Source organism: Actinomadura sp. J1-007 (genome assembly GCF_009793335.1).
GTDB lineage: Bacteria > Actinomycetota > Actinomycetes > Streptosporangiales > Streptosporangiaceae > Spirillospora > Spirillospora yumaensis.
The window spans coordinates 2,300,618-2,324,660 of sequence record NZ_WING01000001.1 but is presented as its reverse complement, the minus strand read 5'-3'; the positions used below and the strand labels follow the sequence as shown (position 1 = coordinate 2,324,660).

General features: G+C 75.1%; 19 protein-coding genes and 2 pseudogenes. 14 read left to right on the top strand and 7 right to left on the bottom strand.

Features of this window, described 5'->3' with window-relative positions; genetic code table 11:
• Positions 1-104 precede the first annotated feature (104 nt).
• On the top strand, positions 105-911 hold the full coding sequence (locus GEV43_RS10490) for a class I SAM-dependent methyltransferase (protein ID WP_160824443.1): 807 nt from the start codon (positions 105-107) through the stop codon (positions 909-911).
• On the opposite strand, the gene GEV43_RS10485 is transcribed toward GEV43_RS10490, so the two are convergent.
• Together GEV43_RS10485 and GEV43_RS10480 are read right to left on the bottom strand one after the other, a co-directional pair.
• Entirely contained in the window at positions 826-3,639 is a 2,814-nt protein-coding gene (locus GEV43_RS10485) for a PEP/pyruvate-binding domain-containing protein (protein ID WP_160820513.1), read from the bottom strand. The two genes, GEV43_RS10490 and GEV43_RS10485, sit on opposite strands and share 86 nt — an antisense overlap.
• Before the next feature lie 132 nt (positions 3,640-3,771).
• Positions 3,772-4,529: pseudogene (locus GEV43_RS10480) on the bottom strand (SDR family NAD(P)-dependent oxidoreductase).
• Positions 4,530-4,586: 57 nt separating this feature from the next.
• Here GEV43_RS10480 and GEV43_RS10475 point away from each other — a divergent pair.
• From GEV43_RS10475 to GEV43_RS10445, 7 genes and pseudogenes are all read left to right on the top strand, one after another.
• Entirely contained in the window at positions 4,587-6,629 is a 2,043-nt protein-coding gene (locus tag GEV43_RS10475; protein ID WP_160820511.1) for a BTAD domain-containing putative transcriptional regulator, read from the top strand.
• 185 nt (positions 6,630-6,814) lie between these two features.
• A complete protein-coding gene (locus GEV43_RS10470; protein WP_160820510.1) occupies positions 6,815-8,074 on the top strand; it encodes a glycosyltransferase in 1,260 nt (419 codons plus the stop codon).
• 4 nt (positions 8,075-8,078) lie between these two features.
• Entirely contained in the window at positions 8,079-9,071 is a 993-nt protein-coding gene (locus GEV43_RS10465; RefSeq protein ID WP_160820509.1) for an ABC transporter ATP-binding protein, read from the top strand.
• On the top strand, positions 9,068-9,844 hold the full coding sequence (locus tag GEV43_RS10460) for an ABC transporter permease (RefSeq protein ID WP_160820508.1): 777 nt from the start codon (positions 9,068-9,070) through the stop codon (positions 9,842-9,844). Before GEV43_RS10465 ends, GEV43_RS10460 begins: the two co-directional genes overlap by 4 nt.
• 157 nt (positions 9,845-10,001) lie before the next feature.
• Positions 10,002-11,360 (top strand): D-inositol-3-phosphate glycosyltransferase, encoded by a 1,359-nt coding sequence (gene mshA / locus GEV43_RS10455; protein WP_160820507.1) that lies wholly within the window; start codon positions 10,002-10,004, stop codon positions 11,358-11,360.
• Positions 11,357-11,878 (top strand): YbjN domain-containing protein, encoded by a 522-nt coding sequence (locus tag GEV43_RS10450; RefSeq protein WP_309239572.1) that lies wholly within the window; start codon positions 11,357-11,359, stop codon positions 11,876-11,878. Before mshA ends, GEV43_RS10450 begins: the two co-directional genes overlap by 4 nt.
• Positions 11,879-11,917: 39 nt before the next feature.
• Positions 11,918-12,655 (top strand): annotated as a pseudogene (locus GEV43_RS10445) (phosphoglyceromutase); the annotation flags it as partial.
• A 532-nt stretch (positions 12,656-13,187) separates the two neighbouring features.
• On the opposite strand, the gene phoU reads toward GEV43_RS10445, so the two are convergent.
• Positions 13,188-13,859: a phosphate signaling complex protein PhoU gene (gene phoU, locus GEV43_RS10440; RefSeq protein ID WP_160820506.1), complete on the bottom strand. Its 672-nt coding sequence runs from the start codon at positions 13,857-13,859 to the stop codon at positions 13,188-13,190.
• Between the two features lie 230 nt (positions 13,860-14,089).
• Here phoU and GEV43_RS10435 point away from each other — a divergent pair, with 230 nt between their 5' ends.
• Together GEV43_RS10435 and GEV43_RS10430 are read left to right on the top strand one after the other, a co-directional pair.
• Positions 14,090-15,454, top strand: a complete 1,365-nt coding sequence (locus tag GEV43_RS10435; RefSeq protein ID WP_160820505.1) for a cell wall metabolism sensor histidine kinase WalK — start codon at positions 14,090-14,092, stop codon at positions 15,452-15,454.
• Entirely contained in the window at positions 15,451-16,131 is a 681-nt protein-coding gene (locus GEV43_RS10430) for a response regulator transcription factor (protein WP_160820504.1), read from the top strand. The genes GEV43_RS10435 and GEV43_RS10430 overlap by 4 nt, the downstream gene beginning before the upstream one ends.
• A 126-nt stretch (positions 16,132-16,257) precedes the next feature.
• On the opposite strand, the gene GEV43_RS10425 is transcribed toward GEV43_RS10430, so the two are convergent.
• Both GEV43_RS10425 and GEV43_RS10420 read right to left on the bottom strand, forming a co-directional pair.
• On the bottom strand, positions 16,258-17,232 hold the full coding sequence (locus GEV43_RS10425) for a copper chaperone PCu(A)C (protein WP_160820503.1): 975 nt from the start codon (positions 17,230-17,232) through the stop codon (positions 16,258-16,260).
• Positions 17,233-17,490: 258 nt separating this feature from the next.
• Positions 17,491-18,252, bottom strand: coding sequence for a hypothetical protein (locus GEV43_RS10420; RefSeq protein ID WP_175250019.1), 762 nt, complete (start codon positions 18,250-18,252; stop codon positions 17,491-17,493).
• A gap of 333 nt (positions 18,253-18,585) precedes the next feature.
• Between GEV43_RS10420 and GEV43_RS10415 the strand changes: the two genes are divergently transcribed.
• Both GEV43_RS10415 and ispF read left to right on the top strand, forming a co-directional pair.
• On the top strand, positions 18,586-19,068 hold the full coding sequence (locus tag GEV43_RS10415; protein WP_131882922.1) for a CarD family transcriptional regulator: 483 nt from the start codon (positions 18,586-18,588) through the stop codon (positions 19,066-19,068).
• A 22-nt stretch (positions 19,069-19,090) separates the two neighbouring features.
• A complete protein-coding gene (gene ispF / locus GEV43_RS10410; RefSeq protein ID WP_309239571.1) occupies positions 19,091-19,561 on the top strand; it encodes a 2-C-methyl-D-erythritol 2,4-cyclodiphosphate synthase in 471 nt (156 codons plus the stop codon).
• 209 nt (positions 19,562-19,770) lie between these two features.
• Here ispF and fahA read toward each other — a convergent pair whose 3' ends face one another.
• Together fahA and GEV43_RS10400 are read right to left on the bottom strand one after the other, a co-directional pair.
• Positions 19,771-21,018: a fumarylacetoacetase gene (gene fahA / locus GEV43_RS10405; RefSeq protein ID WP_160820501.1), complete on the bottom strand. Its 1,248-nt coding sequence runs from the start codon at positions 21,016-21,018 to the stop codon at positions 19,771-19,773.
• Between the two features lie 34 nt (positions 21,019-21,052).
• Positions 21,053-22,303 carry a DUF2637 domain-containing protein gene (locus tag GEV43_RS10400; protein ID WP_160820500.1) on the bottom strand — a complete coding sequence of 417 codons (1,251 nt, stop codon included), beginning with the start codon at positions 22,301-22,303 and terminating at the stop codon, positions 21,053-21,055.
• A gap of 288 nt (positions 22,304-22,591) precedes the next feature.
• On the opposite strand from GEV43_RS10400, the gene GEV43_RS10395 reads away from it, so the two are divergent.
• A complete protein-coding gene (locus GEV43_RS10395; RefSeq protein ID WP_160820499.1) occupies positions 22,592-23,512 on the top strand; it encodes a DUF6585 family protein in 921 nt (306 codons plus the stop codon).
• A 139-nt stretch (positions 23,513-23,651) separates the two neighbouring features.
• Positions 23,652-24,008: a YciI family protein gene (locus tag GEV43_RS10390; protein ID WP_175250457.1), complete on the top strand. Its 357-nt coding sequence runs from the start codon at positions 23,652-23,654 to the stop codon at positions 24,006-24,008.
• Positions 24,009-24,043 lie beyond the last annotated feature (35 nt).

Here is a 24,043-nt window from a genome sequence, read left to right as displayed (position 1 = left end):
CCCAACCAACAAGTCCCGCGCGAGAGAAGCCCGAGCCGAACGGAATTCGGTCACATCACGGCCGGTGCGCGGGCGCCGCGCGGGACAATCGTGGGGTGGGTCGGATCGCGAAGCCCCTCGGGGCCGTCACCCGGGGGACCACCGCGCCCAACCGGCTGCGGCGCGTCGACCGGTGGATCGCCGCCACGCAGGCCGGGCGGCTGCGGGCGGCGGACCGTCCGCTCGCCGTCGATCTCGGGTACGGGGCGTCCCCGATCACCACGGTCGAGCTCTACCGGCGGCTGCGGCGCGTGGCGCCGGGGCTGGAGGTCGCCGGCGTCGAGATCGAGCCCGAACGGGTCGCGGCGGGCCGGGCGTTCGCCGAACGCGCCGGGCTGGACGGCCTGTCGTTCCGGCGCGGCGGGTTCGAGTTGCCCGTGGACCGCCCGCCCGTGCTGGTGCGGGCGTTCAACGTGCTGCGGCAGTACGAGGAGGACGCGGCCTGGCGCGCGTGGCACGACCTGTGCGGACGGCTCGCGCCCGGCGGCGTCCTGGTCGAGGGGACGTGCGACGAGATCGGCCGCCGCGCCGTCTGGGTCGCGCTGGACCGGGACGGCCCCCGAACGATCACGTTCGCGACCCTGCCCGCGTCCCTCGGCAAGCCGTCCGACCTGGCCGAACGGCTCCCGAAGACGCTGATCCACCGCAACGTCCCGGGCGAGCGGGTGCACGCGCTGCTGAACGACTTCGACCGGTGCTGGGCGGTGGCCGCGCCGCACTCGGCGTTCGGGCCGCGCGCCCGCTGGGTCGAGGCGGTGGCGCTGCTGGCCCGCGTCCAGCCGGTCGTCACCCGCGCGCCTCTCGGCGGCCGCCGGAGGTGGCGCCTCGGCGAGGTGACCCTCCCGTGGACGGCCGTCGCCCCCGGCCCGTAGCGCCGCCCGCGGCGCCGTCCCTGGTGCCGCCGGGCTCGCGCGCACGGTCCGCGTCCTGCGGGCGGTCTCGGACGGGATCGACGGCGCCGTGCTCGCCGTCCACCCGTACGCGGTCGCCGGTGGACAGCCGCATCGTCGCGTCGCCGCAGCCCACCACCGCCGGGATGCCCAGCTCGCGGGCGACGATCGCGGCGTGCGAGAGCGGCCCGCCGACGTCGGTCACGATGGCGGCGGCGCGCGGGAACAGCGGCGACCAGCCGGCGTTCGTCACCGCCGTCACGAGGACCTCGCCGGGCCGCAGCAGGTCGCCGTCCTCGGGGGAGGCGAGCACCCGGACCGTTCCCTCCGCGACGCCCGCCGCGCCCGGGAACCCCATCACGCCGGACTGCGCGGCCGACCCGCCGTCGTCCGGCACCGCGACGAGCCCGCCGCTCGACGCCTCGCGGTCCCGCGCCGCCCGGTCGGCCCGCCCGGTCGCGTCGTAGAAGTCGGTGCGCCGCTCCGGGTCGGTCGCCCAGGCGAACGGGTCGAAGCGCCCGCGGATCAGCGGCGGGTAGGACGGCAGCGCCCGGTACCGGTCGTAGGTGCGGCGACGGACCGCGACCCGTTCCAGCGGCCGGTCGTCCCCGCCGAGCACGGCCAGGATCTCGTGGATCGTGAGCTGGAACAGCTCCTCGCCCCGTCCGGTCAGCTCGCCCGCCCGCAGCACGAACGCGCGCAGCACCCAGAACGCGCGCGCGACCTCCGACCGCGCGGCCTCCCGGTCGTGCACGGCCCTGGCGTACCGGCCGACCCGCCGCCGCGCGGCCCCGACCCGGCGCGGACGCCGGGACCTGAACCGGTCCCACGCGGCGCGCGCCGTGTCGAGCTGCCGCCGCGACAGGTCCGTCGCGTCCTCCCCGGACGCGCGGGCCGACGCGCGGACCGCCTCGACCTGCCGGTCCAGCCAGGCCGGGTCCTCGGCCGGACGGGGCGTGGACACCTCGAACTCGTGCGGGCTCCGGTGCCCCCACTCTTGGAGGTACGCGCCGGCGTCGAGCTCGCCGCGCGCGACCCGCGCGAGGCCGGTGACGGGGCCGAGGGCCGCGAGCCGCTGGCGCGGGTGCCGCAGGCCGCTGAGCATCGCGTCCGCGTCCCGTTCCCCCGCGCGCCGCTCCAGATACCTGGGGACGGACGTCAGCGCGCGCCCGTCCTGCCGCATGGCGGCCTCCAGCATGTGGCACGCCTCGGTGAAGAACGGCAGCACCTCGTCCCGCCACAGGTTCGCGAGGTCGCGCGGGTCGTCCGTCGAGGCGAACCTGCCGCGCAGCGCGTCGCACCGGGCCGGCGACTCCTCCAGGAACGCGGGCAGCCGACGCCGGTTCAGCGGGACGCGGCGCGTGACGTCCAGCACGGCGGGCGCGAGCGCGCGGATCACGTCGAGCCGCGACACCGGCGGGCGCGGGACGCGCATCCCCGGCGGGAGCCTGCCGTAGTCGCGCTCCAGCGCGCCGAGCCGCGACCTCGCGCCGAACGCGTGGGCGATCGCCGCGGCCATGCTGAGGTCGGTGTAGAAACGGCCGCCGATCACGCCGTACGCGCGCAGGCCCGGAAGCGACGACGGCGCCATCGCCCCCGCCATGAAGATCTCGACCAGCGAACGGGTGCACGGCGTCATCACGTCCGGGATCGCCTCGCCGAGATCGCCGCTCGACCACAGGCGGTCGGCCGCCAGGCTGTCGTTCCACACCTCGGTGGCGTGGCCGCCCGGATCGGGCCTCTCCGCCGTGCGGGACGTGATCGGCCGGGCCTGCACGACGTACGGGCGGCCGTCCGCCCACGCCCACTCGACGTCCACGCCGCGCCCGTACAACCGCTCGATCCGCACGCCGAGCCGGGCCAGCTCCCCGGCCGCCTCCGCCGTCAGCACGGCCTCCCCGCGCCGTTCGGGCGGGACGGGCTCGTCCCGGAGCCCGTCGAGGGTGAGCACCGACATCACGGTCTTCTCGCTGACGCGCCGCCCGGCGACCAGGCCCGTCTCCTTGTCCACGACGAGCGCGTCCGGCGTGACGCGGCCGCCGGTGACCGCGTCGCCGAGGCCCCACGCCGCGTTCAGGACGACCTGGTCGGACGAGCCGCTGACCGGCGCGACCGTGAACATCACCCCGGCCGACTCGGCGGCGACGAGCGTCTGCACGGTCACCGCGATCGACGGGCCCGCCCCGCCGCCGCCGTGGCGGGCCCGGTAGCCGATCGCGCGGGCCGTCCACAGCGAGGCCCAGCAGTCGCGAACCGCCGCGAGCAGCGCCGCCTCGCCCCGTACTCCGAGGAACGAGTCGTGCTGCCCGGCGGAGGACCGGGCGGCCCGGTCCTCGGCCGTCGCCGACGAGCGGACCGCGAGCGGGTGGTAGCGGTCGCCGAGCGCCGCGTACGCCCAGCGGATCGGCCCGGCGAGGTCGTCCGGCGGCTCGTGCCGCGCGAACAGCGCCCCGATCCGTTCCGCCGCCCGCTCCGCGGTCTCGGGACGGTCCGGATCGACGTCCGCGAGGGCCGCGTCGATCCGTTCCCGCAGGCCGTGGCTGTCGACGTGGTGCCGGTACGCGTCGGTGGTGACGTGGAACCCGGCGGGCACGGGCAGGCCCTCCCGCGCGAGGCGCGCCAGCGACGCGCCCTTGCCGCCGACGGTGGCGAGGTCGGCCTCCGCCGCGTCCAGGTCCAGTACGTACGGCCGCTCCCGGTCACCGGTCATGGTGCTGCCCGTCCCCCGATGGACTCCCCGAACGATCTCTCTGACCTGGGAGTACCCGGAAGCCGGACGGTCAGTCGGGCGGCGCGGACGGGCGCGGACGGGCGCGGCCCGGCGGGCGGACGGCGCGGAAGGTCAGACTCGGTGCAGCTTGTGGGGGCGGCCTGGACGCGGGGCTGCACGTCGATCCGGTCGATGTTGACGTGCGGCGGGCGCGTCACCGCCCACGCGACGCAGTCGGCGACGTCGTCGGCCACCAGCGGCTCGGGGACGCCCTCGTACGGCTTGCCGGCCTTGGCCGCGTCGCCCTTGAACCGGACGAGCGAGAACTCCTCCGTCCGCACCAGCCCCGGCGCGATCTCGGTGACCCGGACCGGCTCGGCGACCAGCTCCAGCCGCAGCACCTCGTTGACGGCGTACGCGGCGTGCTTGGCGGCGTTGTACCCGGCGCCGCCCTCGTACGGGGCGTGCGCGGCGAGCGAGGTGACGTTGACGACGTGGCCCGCGCCGCTCGCGACCAGCTTGGGCAGCAGCGCCTTGGTCACCCGCAGCAGGCCGAGCACGTTGGAGTCGTACATCGCCTGCCAGTCGGCGGGGTCGGCCTCGGCGACCGGTTCGAGGCCGATCGCGCCGCCCGCGTTGTTGACCAGCACGTGGCAGCCGTCCAGGGCCGCCGCGAGCGCGTCCACCGACTCCTGCGAGGTCACGTCCAGGGTGAGGGGGACGACCTTCGCCGCCCCCGGCACGCTCCCGGAGATCTCGTCCGCGAGCGCGTCCAGCCGGTCCCTGCGCCGCGCGGCGAGGACCACGTTGAAGCCCTCGGCCGCCAGCCGCCGCGCCGTGGCGGCCCCGATCCCGCTGCTCGCTCCCGTCACCACAGCCGTCTTCCGCATGTGGCCAGCCTGCCAGGCCCGCGCCCGCGGGCGCACACCAGGGTGAATCATGATCACATGGGCCGCATGGAGGAGCCGTTCGTCCGGATACTCGGGCCCGTGGAGGTCCGGGCCGCCGGGGGATGGGCGAGCGTCGGCGCCGGAAAGCCCCGGGCCCTGCTGGCCCTGCTCGCGCTCCGGCCGCGCCGCGTCCTGTCCCGCGCCCGGATCACCGCCGAGCTGTGGGGGGACGCCCCGCCGCGCCTGGCCGCCAACCAGGTCCACGGGTACGTGGTCCGGCTGCGGCGCCTGCTCGGCGGCGAGGACCTCCTGCGCACCCGCCCGTCCGGGTACGAGCTGGCGATCGACCCCGACGACGTGGACGAGGGGCGGTTCGAGGCGCTCGCCGCGGCCGGGAGCGCCGCGCTCGCCGCCGGGGAGCCGGACCGGGCGCTCGGCCGCCTCGCCGCAGCGCTCGACCTCTGGCGCGGGCCCGCGCTCGCCGACGTCCCCGCGACGCCGCTCATCACCGGCCGGGCGGCGGCGCTGGAGGAGCGGCGGATCGCGGTCGCCGAGCACTGGGCCGACGCGCTGCTCGCCCTCGGCCGCCCCGGCGACGCGGTCGCCGCGCTCCGTCCGCTCACCGAGGACCATCCGCTGCGCGAGCCGCTCTGGACGCGCCTGATCACCGTCCTGGCCCTGTCGGGGCGGGGCGCGGAGGCCGTCGCCGCGTTCGGCCGGGTCCGGGACGCGCTCGCGGAGATCGAGCTGGAGCCCGGCCCCGAGCTGGCCGCCGTCCACCGCGACCTGAAGGCCGGACGCCTCGGCGGAGGCTCCCCGCTCCCCTCGCCGCTCGTCCCGCCCAGCCGGGCGCTCCACGTGCTGCCCGCCGCCGCGCCGGTCCCCCAGGCCACCTACCAGCTCCCTCCCGACCTGACGGACTACACCGGCCGTACGGAGGTCACGCGGCTGCTGGCGGGCCTGCTCGGCGGGGGCCGCGACCGGGCGGCCCCCGTCCTGATGGCGGTGACGGGACAGCCGGGCGTCGGGAAGACCGCGCTGGCCGTGCACGTCGCGCACGCCGTCCGGGAGGACTATCCCGACGGCCAGCTCTATGTGGGCCTCGGCGGCACGACACCGCGCCCGCGCCGTCCCGGCGACGTCCTGGAGGAGATGGTCCTCGCGCTCGGCGGCGACCCGGGCCGGCTCCCGGCGGGGACGGAGGCGCGCGCGTCGGTGTTCCGCGCGCACGTGGCGGGACGGCGGCTGCTGATCGTGCTGGACGACGCGGAGGGCGTGGCGCAGCTGCGGCCCCTGCTGCCCGGGACCGGCGCGTCCGCGACCCTCGTGACCAGCCGCGACGCGCTGCCCGAGCTGCCGCCCGCGCAGCGGCTCACCCTCGCCCCGTGGTCCACGGCCGAGGCGCTCGCCCTGCTCGGCCGCGTCATCGGCGCGCGCCGCGCGACGGCCGAGCCCGAGGCGGCGCGCGCCATCGTGGACCGCTGCGCCCGGCTCCCGCTCGCGGTCCGGATCGCGGGCGCCCGGCTCGCGGCGGACGAGTCGTGGCGGCTGCACCGCATGGCCGAACGGCTCGCCGCGCCCTGGCAGCGCCTCGGCGTCCTGCGGCTCGGCGACCTGGACGTGGCGGCGTCGATCGCCGCGAGCCACCGCCGCCTCACCCCGGACGCCGCCCGCGCCCTCGGCCTGCTCGCCGCGCTCGGGCCGAACGACTTCACCTCGTGGGGCGTCGCCGCGATGCTGGACGTCCCGTCCGACGATGTCGTCCAGGAGCTCGTCCAGGCCCACCTGATGGAGTCGGCGGGCCGCGACCCGCTCGGCTGGCTGCGGTTCCGCCTGCCCGACCTCGTCCGCGTCTACGCCCGCGAGCGCGTGGAGCTCGGCGCGGCCGAACGCGACGCGGCCGTGCGCCGCATGCTCCTGCGGTCCACCGAGGAGATCGCGGGACGGGACGCCGACCGCGCGTCGCTCGCGGCCTTCTTCGAGACGCAGGGGCCCATCTTCGACCGCGCCCTCCGCTACGCCACGGAGCGCGACTGGCGGGACGTGGCCGAGGCCCTGGCCCGGTGCCGGGAGACGAGCACCGGCCACGCGGTGTGGTGAACGTCACAGCGGGGCGGGTGGGCTGCCCGGTTCAGCCGCGATGCAGCGGTTCGGCGGACGGGATTCAGGGGCCGGTTCAGGCCCGGCGGCGAGGGTGGGCCCCGGCCGGAGCGTGAAGCAGGCGCTTGCTCGTTTCTCCGCCTCCGGCCGCGGGCGGGACAGCCGGAGCCGGGGAGAGGGAGCACATGAAGGTCACGATCGTCGCGATCGGCACCCGAGGGGACACCCAGCCGTTCATCGCGCTCGGGCACCGGCTGGTGAGCCGCGGCCACGACGTCCGGCTGGTCTGCGCCGGAAACTTCACCGCGCTCGCCGAGGAGGCCGGGCTGGAGGCCGTCCCGCTCAGCTACGACCCGAACGAGATCCTCGGCTCGCCGCGCGGCCAGCGGGTCCTGTCGAGCGGCCGCAACCTGCTCAAGCTCGCCTGGCACTCGGTCCGGCTCGCCAAGCCCTACCTCGAACGCGACACCGTCGTGCTCGCCGAGGCGTGCACCGGCGCCGACGCGGTGATCTACTCCACGATCGGGTTCAGCGCGCACCACGTGGCCGAACGCGACGGCACCTGGAACTGCCACGCCCAGGTCCAGCCGATCGAGCCGACCCGCGACTTCCCGCCGATGCAGGTCCCGTTCGGCCTCGGCCCGCTCGGCAACCGGATCGCGCACGAGGCCGCCGAGCAGATCATGTGGCACGCGTTCCGGGCGTTCATCAACGAGTGGCGCACCCGGGAGGCCGGGCTGCCCGCCGCGCCGTTCTTCGGGCCCTACCGGGCGCTGCGCCGCGCGAGGACGCCGGTGCTGTGCGGGTTCAGCGACGCGATGATCCCGCGCGGACGGGACTGGGGCGACAACGTCAAGGTGACCGGGTTCTGGTTCTACGACCCGCCGTCCACCTGGACGCCGCCGCAGGACCTGGTCGACTTCATCGGCGACGGCCCCGCGCCCGTCTACGCCGGGTTCGGCAGCATGGTGCCCGGCGACCTCGCCGACACCGACAGGCTGCTGCGGGCGGCGCTGCGCAAGTCGGGGCAGCGCGGCGTCCTGCTGGGCAACCCGCAGGGCCTGCCGAACGACGACCAGTTCTTCACGGTGACCGACGTCCCGCACACGTGGCTGATCCCGCAGATGGCCGCGGCCGTCCACCACGGCGGGATCGGCACCACGTCCGGGTGCCTGCGCGCCGGGGTCCCGAACGTCGTCGCCGCGTTCTTCCACGACCAGCCGTACTTCGGGCAGCGCGTCCACGAGCTCGGCGCGGGGCCGAAGCCGCTCTGGTATCAGAAGCTGACCGTCCCCGACCTCGCCGAACGGATCACGCAGGCCGTCACCTCGCCCCGGATGAAGGAGCGGGCGATGGAGATCGGCGCGCGGATCCACGCCGAGGACGGCGCCGGCACGGCCGCCGACCACGTCGAGTCCTGGGTCGCGAACCATCAGCGGGGCTGACCCGGTGCCGCACACCACCGCGTCTGACGGTCCGCTGCTCGACGTCCGGAGCGTCGCCAAGGCGTACGGCGGGAACGCGGCGCTGCGCGGCGTCGACCTCGCCGTCGCCGCCGGGGAGATCACCGCGCTGCTCGGCCGGAACGGCGCGGGCAAGAGCACGCTCGTCTCGATCGTCGCCGGGCTGCGCGAGCCCGACGCCGGGACCGTCACCGTGGCCGGACGCCCCGTCCGCGGCGCCCGCGCCAGGGGACGGAACGCCCGGCGCGACGCGGAAGGCGGCGGGCCGTCCGCCGTCGGCTACGCGGGCCAGGACACCGCCGTCTACCCGAACGTGACCGTCCGCGACAACCTCCGGCTGTTCGGCCGCCTGTCCGGACTGCGCGGCGCTCCGCTGCGCGACGCCGTCGCCGGGACCGCCGAACGCCTGGAGCTGGCCGGCCTGCTCGACCGCAAGCCGCGCGACCTCTCCGGCGGCGAGCGCCGCCGCGCGCACATCGCCGCGGCCGTCGTCCACCGCCCCGCCCTGCTGCTGCTGGACGAGCCGACGCTCGGCGCGGACGTGGTGACGCGGGCCCGGCTGCTGGAGGTCGTCCGCAAGCTCGCCGCCGAGGGAACCGCCGTCCTCTACACCACCCACTACCTCCAGGAGGTCGCCGACCTCGACGCGCGCGTGGTCGTGCTCGACGACGGCCGCGTCCTCGCCGAGGGCGGCGTGGCGGAGCTGAGCGCCCGGCACGGCCTGACGGCGGTCGAGGTCGCGTTCGAGGGCGCCGCGGCCGATGGGCCGCCGGACCTCGGCATCCCCGGGACGACCGCGGTGGAGGGGACCGGCGTGCTGCGGATCCCCTGCGCCGACACCGCCGCGGCCATCGCGGACGTCGCGACGCGCGCCGGGGCGCTCGGCGCCCGCATCACCGGCGTCGAGGTCATCGAGCCGAGCCTGGAGAGCGTCTTCCTGACCCTCACGGGCCGCCGCTACGACGAGGAGGCCGGATGAGCCCGCGCAGGATCGGCGTTCTCGCCGGGCACGAGCTGCGGATGCTGCGCGGCGACGTGTTCGCGCTGGTCATCCTGCTGGTCATGCCGCTGATCGTGATGTCGCTGGTCAAGCCGATGTTCGGGCTGGCGCTGCGGCAGCAGGGCGCGCCCGCCGGGAACGGGGCGGCGGGGGCCGTGCCCGGCGAGGCGCTCATGTTCGGCATGTTCGTCGTGATGTTCGGCGGCTTCGCCTTCTACCGCGACCACCAGTGGTTCGTCTGGGAACGGCTCCGCACCACCCGCCTCACCCCCGCCGAGTTGGTCGTCGGCAAGTCGCTGCCGATCCTCGCGATGTCGGCGGGGCAGCTCGCGGTGCTGTTCGCGCTCTCGGTGCCGCTGTTCGGCCTGCGGGTCGCGCCCGGCGACGTCCCGGCGCTGCTCGCCGCGGTCGCCGCCACCGCCGCGATGATCACCTCGATCGCGGTGGCGCTGGCCGCGGTGTGCCGTTCGGTGCAGCAGTTCAGCTCGATCGGCAACCTGGTCTCGCTCGCCGTCGCGGGCGCCGGAGGCGGGCTCGTCCCGACGAGCCTGCTGCCGGGCTGGGCGCAGGCCGTGGCGCCCGCCACGCCCGCCTACTGGGCGATCAAGGCGTTCCGCGAGATCTTCCTCGGCCGGGTCGGCTGGACGGGCGTGTGGCTGCCCGTCGCCGTGCTCGCCGGGATCGCGGCCGTCCTCACCGCCCTCGCCGTGCTGCGCTTCGACGCCGCGGAGACCAAGGTCTCCTGGAGCTGACCCGCGCGGCGGCGACCCCGCCGCCCCCGCCCGCGGCCCGGTCCGGCGGGGGCGCGGGGGAGTGAGGATCATCACCGTTCGCCGCGTGACGGTTCTAACCCGTGCAACGGGAACACCGGACCCCGTCGATAGGTTGCACTACCGGAGGTGGTGTCCGGTGTCGCGTCGTATCAACCGGGTTGCGACGGTCAGCGTTCACACGTCCCCCCTCGATCAGCCGGGGACGGGCGACGCGGGCGGCATGAACGTCTACATCGTCGAAGTCGCGAAACGCCTCGCCGTCCGGGGGATCGAGGTCGACATCTTCACCCGGGCCACCTCGCGGGCCCTGCCGCCGGTGACCGAGCTGGCCCCCGGCGTGCTCGTCCGCAACGTCGTCGCCGGGCCGTTCGAGGAGCTCGACAAGACCGAGCTGCCCCGCCACCTCTGCGGGTTCACCTCGGGGGTGCTGCGCGCCGAGGCGTCCTACGACCCCGGCCACTACGACCTGCTGCACACCCACTACTGGCTGTCCGGCCAGGCGGGCTGGGCCGCCAAGCAGCGCTGGGGCGTCCCGCTCGTGCACTCGATGCACACCATGGCCAAGGTCAAGAACGCCGCGCTCGCCGCCGACGACAAGCCCGAGCCCGAGGAGCGCGTGCTCGGCGAGGAGCAGGTCGCCCGGTCCGCCGACCGGCTCGTGGCCAACACCGCCAAGGAGACCCGCGAGCTGATCGACCTCTACGGCGCCGCCCCGTCCCGCGTCACCGCCGTCAGCCCCGGCGTGGACCTGTCCATGTTCCGGCCCGAGTCGCCGCTCCTCGCGCGCGGAACGGGCCTGCTCGCGCACCGCACCGGGCCCGCCCGCCGCCGCCTCGGCCTGCCGCGCGACGCGTACGTGCTGCTGTTCGTCGGACGGATCCAGCCGCTCAAGGCCCCCGACGTGCTGCTGCGCGCCGCCGCCCGGATGCTCGCCGACGACCCGTCCCTGTGGGAACGGCTCGTCGTCGCCGTCGTCGGCGGACCGAGCGGCAGCGGGCGCCGCAAGCCCGAGGGCCTCCAGCGGCTCGCCGCCGAGCTCGGCCTGTCGGGCGTCGTACGGTTCGAGCCGCCGAGCCCGCAGCCCGTCCTCGCCGACTGGTACCGCGCCGCCGACGTCACCGTCGTCCCGTCCCACAACGAGTCGTTCGGGCTGGTCGCCGTCGAGTCGCAGGCGTGCGGCACGCCCGTCGTCGCCTCCGCCGTCGGCGGCCTGTGCACCGCCGTGGACGACGGCGAGTCGGGCGTCCTGATCAGCGGGCACGACCCCGCCGACTACGCCCGCGTGCTGCGCCGCCTGGACGCCGAGCCCGGCCTGCACGCCCGGCTCGCCCGCGGCGCCGTCCGGCACGCGCAGGGCTTCGGGTGGGACGCCACCGTCGACCGGCTGGTCGAGGTGTATACCGGTGCCATGGATCAGCTTTCGGCCGCCGCCGCCCGGCCACCGGCCCAGACCGCGCGCTCCGCGTCCACGCTCGCCGCGGAGGTGTCGGCGTGACCGCCGCCCCGCCCGAGCGCACCCCCGCCGAACTGGCCGGGGTCATCGAGGACACGCTGAAGGCCGCCGAACTCGACTACGAGACCCCGCGCGAGAACGCGTTCTTCGTCAAGCTGCCCGGCCAGCACAAGCTCGCCACCATGACCTGGCTGATCGTCGGCGACCACAGCCTGCACGTCGAGGCGTTCTTCTGCCGCCGCCCCGACGAGAACCACGCCGAGTTCTACCGCTTCCTGCTGGAGCGCAACGGCCGGATGTACGGGGTGGCGTTCGCCCTCGACGACGTCGGCGACGTGCACCTGGTCGGCAAGGTCCCGCTCGCCTCCGTCAGCCCCGACGAGATCGACCGGCTGCTCGGCTGCGTGCTCACCTACTCCGACGACAACTTCGACAAGGCCCTCGAACGCGGCTTCAAATCGTCCATCCAGCGCGAGTGGGACTGGCGCGTCAAGCGCGGCGAGAGCCTCGCCAACCTCCAGGCGTTCGCCTCGTTCGCCGACCCGGCCAACAGGGACTGAACGGACCGTCCGCGCGCACGGCCGATAAGCTTTCGTCCCATGGCGACCCTGGTATTGCTCCGGCATGGCGAAAGCGTCTGGAACGCCGAAGGGCTGTTCACCGGATGGGTGGACGTGGACCTTTCGGCGAAGGGCGAGAGCGAGGCGACCAAGGGCGGCGACCTGCTGCTCGACGCCGACATCACGCCCGACGTGGTGCACACCTCGCTGCTGAAGCGCGCCATCCGCACGGCCAACATCGCCCTGGACGTGGCCGACCTGCTGTGGATCCCCGTCCGCCGGTCCTGGCGGCTGAACGAGCGGCACTACGGCCGGCTCCAGGGCAAGAACAAGGCGCAGACCCGCGAGGAGTTCGGCGAGCAGCAGTTCATGACCTGGCGCCGCTCGTACGACACGCCGCCGCCGCCGATCAAGGACGACGACCCCCTCTCGCAGGTGAACGACCTGCGCTACGCGGGCCTGCCGTCCGAGCTGATCCCGCGCACCGAGTGCCTCGCCGACGTCGTCGACCGGCTGCTGCCCTACTGGTACGACTCGATCGTCCCCGACCTCGCCGCGGGCAAGACCGTGCTGGTCGCCGCGCACGGCAACTCGCTGCGCGCCATGGTCAAGCACCTCGACGACGTCTCCGACGACGACATCGTCGGCCTCAACATCCCGACCGGCATCCCGCTGGTGTACGAGCTCGACGACGACTTCGCCCCGTTGAAGCGCGGCGGCGAGTACCTCGACCCGGCCGCCGCGAAGGCCGCCATCGAGGCCGTGAAGAACCAGGGCGGCGGGAGCGGCGCCAAGCACGCCAAGCCGCCCGCGCCCCCGGCTCCGGGCACCGCGCCGCTGCCGCCCGTTCCCCCGGGCGCCCCGGCGCCCCCGGCATGCCTCCGGGCGCTCCCGGCGGCGTCCCGGGCGGCGCTCCGGGGCCGATGCCGCCCGCCGGACGCGGGATGCCCGCCCCCGGCGCGCCCGCGCAGCCCGGCGTCCCCGGCCCGCCTCCCGCGCCCGGCAAGCAGGGCAAGCAGGGCCGCGTCTCCAGACGCCGCAAGAAGTAGCCCGCCCCCCGGCCGGGACCCGCCCAGGGCCCCGGCCGGGCACCGGACACCACGGCCCGCGGACCTGCGGGTCTGCGGCCTGCGGACTCACCGAACGAGCGGGCCGGGCACCGGACACCACGGCCCGCGGACCTGCGTACCCGCGTACCCGCGGGCCCCCGGGCCGCGGGCTCACCGAACGAGCGAGAACCCGTCGTGACCGCCCGAGCGGGCGGTCACGACGGGTTCTCTTGTGGGCGGGACGGTTGGTCCGCTGCCTCTCAGGCGAGGTCGGTGAGGTCGGTGATCTCCGCGGGGCGCTGCCCGGTGACCAGGTACACGACGTTCTCCGCGACGTGCACCGCGTGGTCGGCGAACCGCTCGAAGTAGCGCCCGGCGAGGGTGATGTCCACGGCCGGCTCGACGCCGTGCTTCCACTTGGGCGACAGCAGGATGTCGAACAGCTTGCGGTGCAGCCGGTCCATCTGGTCGTCGTCGGCGTCGAGCTCCAGGCCCATCTCCACGTCCTGGGACGCGATCACGCTGCCCGTCTTGGCGATCATCCGTTCGGCGATCTGGCCCATCTCCAGCACCGTCGCCTGGAGCTCCGGCGGGACGGCCGTCTCGGGGTGGCGGCGGCGCGCGGTCTTCGCGATGTGCACCGCCAGGTCGCCCATCCGCTCCAGGTCGCCGCTCATCCGCAGCGCGGTGATCAGCGTGCGCAGGTCGCCCGCCACCGGCTGCTGGCGCGCCATCAGATCGAAGACGGTCTCCTCGATCTCGTTGTCGATCTTGTTGACGTGCTCGTCGCCGCTGATCACCTCCTCCGACAGCCGCAGGTCGGCGTCCAGCAGCGCGGTCACCGCGCGCGCCATCGCGGAGCGCACGAGCCGGGTCATCTCGACGAGCTTGTCGGAGAGGGAGTCGAGCTCCTCGTGGTAGGCGTCGCGCAATTGAGGTCCCTTGGTACGAATCGTGCGGGGAGGGGTGCGTGGGCCGGAGGCCGGAGCACGCGTCGAGGGGCAGGACTGAACGGGCCGCGCCCGGGCGGACCGGCCCACGGCACACCCTGCCCCACCCCCGTGAACTGGCCTGTAGGGCAAGGTGAACTTTGGGCGAACGAGACCAGGTGCGGTGCCCCCATGGTGCGGGAACGGCCCGAACGCCGCTTACGATCCGAAGTGTGGAGGTAGAGATTGTCGCGGGTCTGACGGGCCTCGCCGGGCTCGCGATCGGGCTCGCGACGGGATTGGCGGTGCGCGTGAGCGAGCGGGCCCAGCGGATGTCGGCGCCGGCGGCGCCCCAGAGCGGGCTGCCGCCGGGGATCGCCTCGGTGCTGTCGGTGCTGAGGTCGTCGGCGGTCGTGGTCGACGCCGAGGACCGGGTGCTGAGAGCCAGCTCGGCGGCGCGGGCGTTCGGCGTGGTCGCCGGCGACCGGCTCGTCGTGGACGAGCTGCTCGCGATGGCCCGGCTCGTCCGCCGCGACGGGGAGATCCGCGAGACCGAGATCCAGGTCGGGCCGTCCCGCAGCCGCAGCCGCGCCGACGGCCGCTGGTTCGCGGTGCGCGTCGCGCCCCTCGGCACGCACGGCCTGGTGCTGGTGCTCGCCGAGGACCTGACCGAGATGCGCCGCACCGAGGCGATCCGCCGCGACTTCGTCGCCAACGTCAGCCACGAGCTGAAGACGCCGGTCGGCGCGCTGTCGCTGCTCGCCGAGACCGTGGAGGGCGCCGCCGACGACCCCGAGGCCGTACGGCGCTTCGCGGGCCGGATGCAGATGGAGTCGGTCCGGCTGACCAACCTCGTCCAGGACCTGATGACGCTGTCGCGCATCCAGGGCGACGAGCCGCTGCCCGAGCTGCACCCCGTCTCCCTAGACGAGGTCACGGTCGAGGCGCTGGACCGCTGCCAGATCAAGGCGTCGTCCAAGAACATCGAGCTCACCTCCGGCGGCCGGGCGGGCCTGCGGGTGCGCGGCGACGAGGAGCTGCTGGTCACCGCGCTGCGCAACCTGGTCGACAACGCGGTCGCCTACAGTCCCGAGAACACCCGCGTCGTCGTCGCCACCCGGCAGTGCGACGACCGGCACGTCGAGATCAACGTGACCGACCAGGGCATCGGCATCCCCGACGGGGAGGTGGAACGGATCTTCGAGCGGTTCTACCGCGTGGACCCGGCCCGCTCCCGGCAGACCGGCGGCACCGGCCTCGGCCTCGCCATCGTCAAGCACGTCACCACCAAGCACGGCGGCGAGGTCACGGTGTGGAGCAAGGAGGGCTCCGGCTCGACGTTCACGATCCGGCTCCCGCTGCTCGCCGCGTCCCGCCTCGACGGCCGGCATCCGCGGGCCGCCGAGCCCGCCCCGGAACCCGCGGACCCCGTCCCCGGCCCCGCCCCCGGCGCGCCGGAGGACGGCGGCCGGTCCGGCCGGACCGGCGCGGCCGACCCCACCGAACCCCTGAAGGACGGCGCCATGAACACGCAGAGGGGCCGGCGCCGCCCCGCCGATGGGATCCAGAGCACAACCGCCCGGGAGGCAACACCGTGACCCGCGTGCTCGTCGTTGAAGACGAGGAGTCGTTCAGCGACGCACTGTCGTACAACCTGCGCAAGGAGGGCTTCGAGGTCGCTGTGGCGGCCACCGGGCCCGACGCGCTGGACATCTTCGAGCGCAACGGTGCCGACCTCGTGCTCCTCGACCTGATGCTCCCCGGGCTCCCCGGCACCGAGGTGTGCAGGGAGCTGCGCGCCAAGTCCAACGTCCCCGTGATCATGCTGACCGCCAAGGACAGCGAGGTCGACAAGGTCGTCGGGCTGGAGCTCGGCGCCGACGACTACGTCACCAAGCCGTTCTCCACCCGCGAGCTCATCGCCCGGATGCGCGCCGTGCTGCGGCGCCAGGGCGAGGTCGAGGAGCTGGCCCCCGCGACGCTGGAGGCCGGCCCGGTCAGGATGGACGTCGAACGGCACGTGGTCAGCGTGGGCGGCGAGTCCGTCCAGCTCCCGCTGAAGGAGTTCGAGCTGCTGGAGGTGCTGCTGCGCAACGCCGGCCGCGTCCTCACCCGGATGCAGCTCATCGACCGCGTCTGGGGCGCCGACTACGTCGGCGACACCAAGACCCTCGACGTCCACATCAAGCGGCTCCGCGCGAAGATCGAGTCCACCCCGTCCACGCCGCGCTACATCGTCACCGTGCGGGGCCTCGGCTACAAGTTCGAGCCGTAGAACGGCCGGGCGCCCCCCCGCCCCCCAAGGACACCCCCACGGGAACAAGGAACGGCCCGTACGGCGCGAAGCCGTACGGGCCGTTCCTTGTGCCGTCCGTCGCCGCGCGAGGGCGCGACGGGCCGATCAGTGGCCGGTCGCCCCCGCCTCGGGGGTCTCGCCGGCGCCACCGGTGGGCGGCGTGCCCTCAGGGGTGGCCGGAGCGCTCGGCTGGCCGGAGCCGTGCGTGCCGCCCTCGGGCGCCGGCGCGGTCTCCCCGGCGGTCGGCGCGGCGGTCGCGCCCGGCGCGGGCGCGCCGGCCGACACCGCGGCGTACGAGGCGAACTCGCCCTGCTGCGGGATGACCGGCACCGACACGTCGACGCTCCCGGCCTTCTCGAACTGGAGCCGCAGCCGCACCGTCTCGCCGCCGAGCAGCGGCTTGGTGAGCCCGGTCAGCACCACGAGCGGCGCCTTGCCGTCCGGGGCCGGCGGCGCGGCGGGCGCGCCGGTCGCCTCGGTGACCCCGGCGGACGGCGTCGCGCTCGCGCCCGGTCCCTCGGCGTCCGACCCGGTGGCGCCCGCGGAGGGCGCGGCGGGCGGCGGCGTGGTGGCCCCGGCGGTCGGCGTGGAGCCCGGGCTCGGAGTCGTCCCGCCCGCGGCCCCGCCGGACGGCTTGGCCCCCGGCTTGGGCGTCTTGCCGTTGGACGGCTTGCCGGTGGCGGGCGGCGTCGGGGCGGCCTGGCCCATCAGCCGGACCGCGCTGCCGAGCCCGGTCTGCTTGGCGGCCGGCAGCGCCACCGCGCCACCGGTGATCTTCACCTGGGCGAAGTCGGCGGAGCTGACGCCCACGAGCCGGTCCGGGCGGTCCTTGACCTGGTTGACGATCGTGGCGTAGAGCGGCACGGAGCTGCCCTGGCCGAACGTCATCTCGGGACGCGGGCCGAGCAGGAACATGTTGCGGACGTCGATCTGCGCCTTCCCCGGGTGGTCCTTGGGGATGGTGACGTTGACGCCCTCGGTGAGCTGCGTCGGGGCGGCGGTCTGGGGCTCGCTGCCGGCGCCGCAGCCGGAGATCACCGGCGCGATGGCGACGGCACCCGCGATGGCGAGTGTGACCATTCGACGGCTGTTACGGATCACGGCGTCGATCTCCTCGCGAGGGCTCGAAAGGTTGAAGGTACGAAAGTTGCTGAAGATGCTGCCGAGCGGGCGTTCAAGGGGCCTGGACGTCCGTTCGGCCGGCGTGAGAAACGCCAGGGGCAGCGTAGCGAGGTAGGGCCGGGAGCCCCGATTCGGGGGTGGCCTGAGCGTGTTGCGGGCGGAACGGCGCGGACGCCGCGCCGAAGCCCGCCGCGCCGAAGCCCGCCGCGGCACGCCTCAGCTCGTTTCGAGCGCCTGGACCATCTCGGTCAGCTCGCCGCCGAGCCGCGCGAAGGGCTCGGCGTGCGGGACGATCCCGTCGAGCTGGACGAACACGGCCGTCGCCCCCGTGCCGGGCGTCCCCGGGGCGGGCGCGTACGCGCGGGCGAGGATGCCGTCCCCGTCCTCGATGATCTGCGCCGTCCCCCGGTGCGCGGTGCCCGCGCACGCGCGCAGGTCCTTGATCGACATGCCCTTGCGGCCGGCGGCGGGGCGCGGGTCGGCGACGAGCCAGAAGTTGAGCTTGAACTCCTGCGCCCTGCCCGCCAGCTCGGCCACCATCGGCTCGCAGCGGTACCCGGGCGGCAGGATCGCGATCACCCCGGGGCGCAGGTCCTGGAGCCTGGTCCGGACGGCTTCGCGGCCGACGACGCTGACGTACCCCTCGGGCAGCAGTCCGTGCAGCCTCCCCGGGCTCGCCGACGCGCTCGGGGCCAGCATCCGGGCGGTCGGACGCGGCGTGGGACGGGGCCCGAACGCGGTCATCAGCGCCCCGCTGACCAGGGCGATGAGCAGCGCGCCCGCGATGATCGGGATGGCCACCCCGAACCGGGTGAACGGCCGGACGAGCCGCCGGTTGCGCGCGCGCCGCCGCTCCTGGCGCCGCTCGCGGTGGTAGGCGACGATGTCGCGGTCGAGTTCGCGGGCGTCGTCGGGCACCACGACGTCGACCCGGGGGAGCCCGTAGTCGTCGGGCTCGGGGTCGCCGTCCGGCCTCACGCGGCACCTCCGTATCCTCGAAACCGCCGGGTCCGCCGCCGTGCCCCTGTTCGGACCCTTCCGGGCGCTTCGTACCCGCCCGGCCCGGCATGTTCACCTCCAGTATGAGCCGCTTCCGGGCGACCGGAGCGGCGGACCGTCGTAACAGCGGAACCGATCCGTCCACGGGGGCGCGACCGCCCCGGGTGGACGGGGAACAAGGGCCGGATGCACCATTAAAGGGCTTTGTCAAGACCCCAATTAGGGGGTTGACCTGCGCATATGTCCTGAAGGTCGGTGCGGCCACCGCCGGTTCCGTGCTACCCTGGTTCTAGCGGAAGGGGTACTTGTCACATGACTTTCCAGGTCGGCGACACCGTCGTCTACCCCCACCATGGGGCTGCTCGGATCGAGGCCATCGAGACTCGCACCATCAAGGGTGAGGAAAAGACCTATCTGGTCTTGAAGGTCGACAAGGGCGACCTGACAGTGCAGGTCCCGGTCGAGAACGTCGAGGACGTGGGCGTCCGTGACGTCGTCGGCCAGGAAGGTCTGGAGAAGGTGTTCGAGGTGCTGCGCGCGCCCTACACCGAAGAGCCCACCAACTGGTCGCGCCGTTACAAGGCCAACCTTGAGAAGCTCGCCTCCGGCGACGTCAACAAGGTCGCCGAGGTCGTCCGCGACCTCTGGCGCCGCGACAAGGAGCGCGGGCTGTCCGCGGGCGAGAAGCGGATGCTGGCGAAGGCGCGGCAGATCCTGGTCAGCGAGCTCGCGCTGGCCGAGAAGACCAACGAGGACAAGGCCGAGGCCCTCCTCGACGAGGTCCTGGCCACCTGAGTTGAGCGAACGGATTCCACGGGTGGGCGTCGGCACCGACGTCCACCCGTTCGCTTCGCACGACCGGCCGCTCTGGGTCGCCGGGCTCGAATGGCCCGGCGAGGGCACCGGCCTCGCCGGCCACAGCGACGGCGACGTGGCCGCCCACGCGGCCTGCGACGCGCTGCTGTCGGCCTGCGGGCTCGGCGACGTCGGCGCGGTCTTCGGCACCGCCGACCCGCGCTGGTCCGGCGCGTCCGGCGTCGCGCTGCTCGCCGAGGTCGCCCGGCTGGTCGGCGCGGCGGGCTTCACCATCGGGAACGTGGCCGTCCAGGTGATCGGCAACCGTCCCAAGATCGGCAAGCGCCGCGCGGAGGCCGAGAAGGTCCTCAGCGAGGCCCTCGGCGGCGCGCCCGTCAGCGTCTCCGCCACGACCACCGACGGCCTCGGCCTGACCGGCCGCGGCGAGGGCCTGGCCGCCATCGCCAACGCCCTGGTCCTCCCACCCACCTGACCGCGGCCCAGACCCCCGCCGCCTAGCCTCCAGCCTCCAGCGCACGCCTGGGCATGGGCGAAGGTCTCGGCCTCCCGCCTTCACTTCCCTGGAGCACCGGCCCTCTCGCCTTCGGCAGCCGCCTGGGCGCGCGCGAAGGTTCCGGCCTCCCGTCTTCGGCCCGCCCCAAGCGTCCGGTGCATCGTCTGGGCGCGCCCGGCCGGGTGGGGTCAGGGGTGTTGGGCGGGGTGGATGGTGCCGGTGACCTCGCCGAGGCTGATCGTTCCGCCGGCGGTGCCGGGGGCGGTCGCTCGGATCGTGACCGTGTCGCCGTCCTCCAGGAACAGCCGCTTCGCGCCGTCCGGCAGCACGACGGGCTCCTCGCCGTTCCACGACAGTTCGAGCAGGCAGCCGCGCTGGCCGCGCTCCGGGCCCGAGACGGTGCCCGACGCGAACAGGTCGCCGGTGCGCAGCGGCGCGCCGTTCACCGTGGCGTGCGCGAGCTGCTGCGGCGAGGTCCAGTACATCGAGGCGAACGGCGGGCGGCTCGCGACCTGCCCGTTGATCAGCAGCTCCAGCGTCAGGTCCAGGCCCCACGGCTCGTCGCAGCGCAGGTACGGCATCGGCTCGGGGTCCTGCCGCGGCGGCGCGGTCCTGGCGGCCTCCAGCGCGGCGACCGGCACCACCCACGGCGAGATCGACGTCGCGAACGACTTGGCGAGGAACGGTCCGAGCGGCTGCGCCTCCCACGTCTGGAGGTCGCGCGCGCTCCAGTCGTTCACCAGCACGAACCCGAAGACGTGGTCGCGGAACGCGCCGGTCGGCACGCCGCGTCCCGGCGCGGACGGCACGCCCGCGACGAAGCCGACCTCCACCTCCCCGTCCAGCCTGAGCGAGGGCCCGAACGTGGGCTCGCCACCCGGCTCGGACGGCCTGCGCTGCCCGCACGGCCGGACGATCGGCGTCCCGGACGGGTACACGGTGCCCGCGCGCCCGTGGTAGGCGACCGGCAGCCGCTTCCAGTTCGGCTGGAGCGCCTGCCCGCCCGGCCGGAACATCCTGCCGACGTTCGTGGCGTGGTGCTCGGAGGAGTAGAAGTCGACGTAGTCGGCGACCTCGAACGGGCGCAGCAGCTCGGCCTCGCCCAGCGGGACGAGGTGCGCGCGCGTCCGCTCCCTCAGCTCGGCGTCGGCACCGTCCGCGAGCAGCACGGTGAGCCGCGCCCGGCAGGCGTCCCAGGCGGCGCGCCCGGCCACCATGAACGCGTTGAGGGACCCGGACGCGAACCAGCGCCGGTCGTCGATCAGCCCCGCCGAGGCGAGCCCGGCGAGATCGAGCACGTACGCGCCGATCGCCACGCCCACGCGGGGAAGCTCGCCCGGCCTGGAGAACACGCCGTACGGAAGGTTCTCGATGCCGAAGCCGCTCGCGTCCGAGCCCTCGACCCAGCTTCCCCCGGCCTGCGCAGTGGTGGTCATGAGGTCATATGTTCCCCGGCGACGCCCGTTCCGATCAGCCCGATCGCCGGAGATCCGCGGGGCTACTCGGCGGGCGGTGTGGGGGAGCTACGGAACGAGCCGGACGGCGGGTTCCAGTCCCAGATCGAGAGGCCGCCGGGGCGGGCGTTCCCCGCGTCGCCCGCCTCGCCGTCCGGCACCGGGGCCGGGGCCGGGACGGGGAAGTCCGGCTCGGTGTCGCCGGACGGGCCGCGCAGCCGGTGCCGTCCCCGGCCCTCGCGCTCGTCGTCGTCCCCGGCGTCGGGGTCCTCCGCCCGGTCGGCCGGGGGAGGTCCAGCTCGTCGCCCTCGTCCGCGACGCCGTCGATCCCCTCGCCGTCCGCCGGGGCCGGGCCCGGGGCCGGGGTCGAGACCGGCTCGTCGGCCGCTTCCGCCGCGTTCGCGGGTCGTTCGGGGAGCGGGTCGGGGAGGGGGTCGGGGAGGGGGTCGAGGTCGGTGGTGGCCGTCGTCTCCAGGGCGGCGTCCTCATCGGGGCCGTCGCCGTTCCGGCCCGGCGTGCGGGGCTTCGGCGGCATGACGAGGTCGGGACGGGTCGTCATGGGCGCCGTGACCTCCCGCGCGTCCGCGTCCCCGGTGCCGTGCCCGTCCTCCGTACGGTCCGGCTCGGGCTCGGCGTCGGGGGTGGGGAGGGCCGGGGCGGAACGGGCCGCGGGCAGGGCCTCGATCTTCTTGACGTGCCCGCGCTGCTGCTGCCGCCAGAGGGGTTCGGGGGCCTTCGGCCGTCCCGCGCCCAGGCGTCCCGCGGTGTCGCGGGCCTCGGGCGCCTCGGCCGGCTCGGGCGGGGTCTCGTGCCGGGCGGTGCGGAGCTGCTTGAACATCGTCAGCCACAGCCAGACCGCGATGACCAGCAGGACGTGCGGGGCGACGGCCACACCCGCGTCGAGAGGGTCGTCCGGCAGCGCGCCGTACCCCTTGACCGAACGCTGCACGCTGATCGCCGCGACCCCGGCCACCAGGACCAGCAGCAGGACCCACCGGAGCGTCCGCGTCCACCAGCGGGCCTGCCGGGTGACCACGAGCGACAGGATCGTCATCGCGGTGAGCAGGTCGGCCATGGCCGGGTAGACCGGCGCCCAGCGGCGGCTCGCGTGGCCCGCGACGGCGAGGTCGCGGAGCACGTCGTAGGTCAGCGTGAACGCGCCGCCCGCCAGCGCGGCGACGGCGAGCCCGGCGACCGCGGCGAGGGCGCGGCGCTGGGCGCGGGAGTAGCGGGGGGCGCCCGGCGGGATCGGGCGGTCAGCGGTCATGGAGGGCTCGTCTCGGGAAGCGGCTACGGGGACTATCGGGGAGATTAGCCAGCGCGGGCGCGGCTTACTCCTGACTTGGCCGTGATCTTCCCGCACGGCGCCTGTTAAGCGGGCAGACGTACGGGATTGGGAGCGCGACAGGGGACGCCGCCGCCGTTACCGCCCTCCCGCGCGGCGATCCGCGCCGTCCGCGCCCCGGGTGATCACGGCGGGGTGACAGTGTGCACGGCCTGCCGGTAATCCAGGGGTGGCGATTTCCAAAGGCCGCGGCCGGGTACCCGTTTATTTGTGCATTTGTCGCAGCCGGTGCTGGAGCACGCCGACGCCCGGCGGCTCGGAGACCCGATCCGCTCGTTCGACTCCAGGGTCGCCAGGCGGCGCGCGCGGGCGTGGCTGGCCCTGCTCGTCCTGGCGGGCGCGGGCCTCGTCCCCGCCGCCCTGATGTACCTGTCGGCCGGGCGCTGGGCGCTCGGCGTCCCGGCCGCGGCGCTCGCCGTCGCCTATCTCGGCGGCGGGGCGTGGATCGCGGCGAACGGCGCGCCGTTCGCCCGGGCCAGGGCCGTCCACCTGTTCACCGGCGGGCTGGTCGTCGCCGACGGCGGCGGCGTGCACGGGTACGGCTGGGACGACCTGGTCTCGGTCACCGTCACGGGCGTGCTGCGGCACGCGGGCGGGCGGACGGGCCTCCGGACCCGCGGGCGGGCCGAGCGCGCGGAGGGGCGTACGCGCTGGCGATTCACGGTCGTCGCGGTGGGCGGCCGGACGCTGCGGTTCGGGGACGAGCTGCCCGGCGTCCGCTCGCTCGGCGAGACCGTCGCGGCGGAGGTGACCCGCCGGATGGTGCCGCGCTGCCTCGCGCTGCTCGCGGCCGGGGACGCCGTGCGCTTCGGCCCGTTCACCGCCGACCGGGACGGGATCGAGAAGGAGGACGAGCGGGTGGCGTGGACGGACCTGCGCGAGGCGTCCGTCGAGAACGGCCTCGTGGTCGTCCGGTCCTGGGGCGGCGGGCCGGTGCTGGCCGCGACCGCCGGGCAGACGCCCGACGCGTTCGCGCTCGTCGAGCTGGCGCGGCAGATCAGGCGGTTGATCGCGCTCGCGAACGCGGAGGCGGCGCAGGCCCCCGCCCAGCCGGTGAACGGCGCTTCGGGGAGGTCCGGGGCGGGGCGCGGGGCGGGTAGGGTTCCGCAGCACGGAGTACGTCACGCCTGAGCCGCCGGAGAATTTCCCGGAAAATCTCCGGCCGGATGTCGAGAACGCGTTCGCCGCTCCGATCCCCCTGCGAGACCGCCCCGAACGGTGGGGCGGCAGGACAAGCGACAGCGACCGCGAGGAGACCGCCGTGAAGTACATGCTGCTGATCCACAACCGTCCCGGCTTCCTGGAGACCCTGACCGAGCAGGAGCGCCAGTGGCTCTTCGGCGAGGTGGACACGATCATGAAGGAGCTGGCGGAGTCCGGCGAGCTGGTCGGCGGGCAGGCGCTCGCCGACCCGTCCACCACCCGGACGGTGCGCCGCGGCGAGGGCGGGACGGTCGTCACCGACGGCCCGTTCGCGGAGGCCAAGGAGCAGTTCGCCGGGACCGTCGTCGTGGACTGCGCGAGCGTCGAGCGGGCCGTCGAGATCGCCTCGCGCTGGCCCGACATCCGCTTCGGCGGCGCGATGGAGGTGCGCGCCATCATGCACGACGCCGGGGCGGAGATGTGACGGACGGCCCCGCGACCGGCGCAGGGGCCGGTCAC

Bases quoted from the DNA above. Each gene is read 5' to 3' on its own strand.
- GEV43_RS10485 (WP_160820513.1), bottom strand. From the start codon at position 3,639: ATGACCGGTGACCGGGAGCGGCCGTACGTACTGGACCTGGACGCGGCG.
- GEV43_RS10475 (WP_160820511.1), top strand. From the start codon at position 4,587: ATGGGCCGCATGGAGGAGCCGTTCGTCCGGATACTCGGGCCCGTGGAG.
- GEV43_RS10470 (WP_160820510.1), top strand. From the start codon at position 6,815: ATGAAGGTCACGATCGTCGCGATCGGCACCCGAGGGGACACCCAGCCG.
- GEV43_RS10460 (WP_160820508.1), top strand. From the start codon at position 9,068: ATGAGCCCGCGCAGGATCGGCGTTCTCGCCGGGCACGAGCTGCGGATG.
- GEV43_RS10425 (WP_160820503.1), bottom strand. From the start codon at position 17,232: ATGGTCACACTCGCCATCGCGGGTGCCGTCGCCATCGCGCCGGTGATC.
- GEV43_RS10415 (WP_131882922.1), top strand. From the start codon at position 18,586: ATGACTTTCCAGGTCGGCGACACCGTCGTCTACCCCCACCATGGGGCT.
- fahA (WP_160820501.1), bottom strand. From the start codon at position 21,018: ATGACCACCACTGCGCAGGCCGGGGGAAGCTGGGTCGAGGGCTCGGAC.
- GEV43_RS10400 (WP_160820500.1), bottom strand. From the start codon at position 22,303: ATGACCGCTGACCGCCCGATCCCGCCGGGCGCCCCCCGCTACTCCCGC.
- GEV43_RS10390 (WP_175250457.1), top strand. From the start codon at position 23,652: ATGCTGCTGATCCACAACCGTCCCGGCTTCCTGGAGACCCTGACCGAG.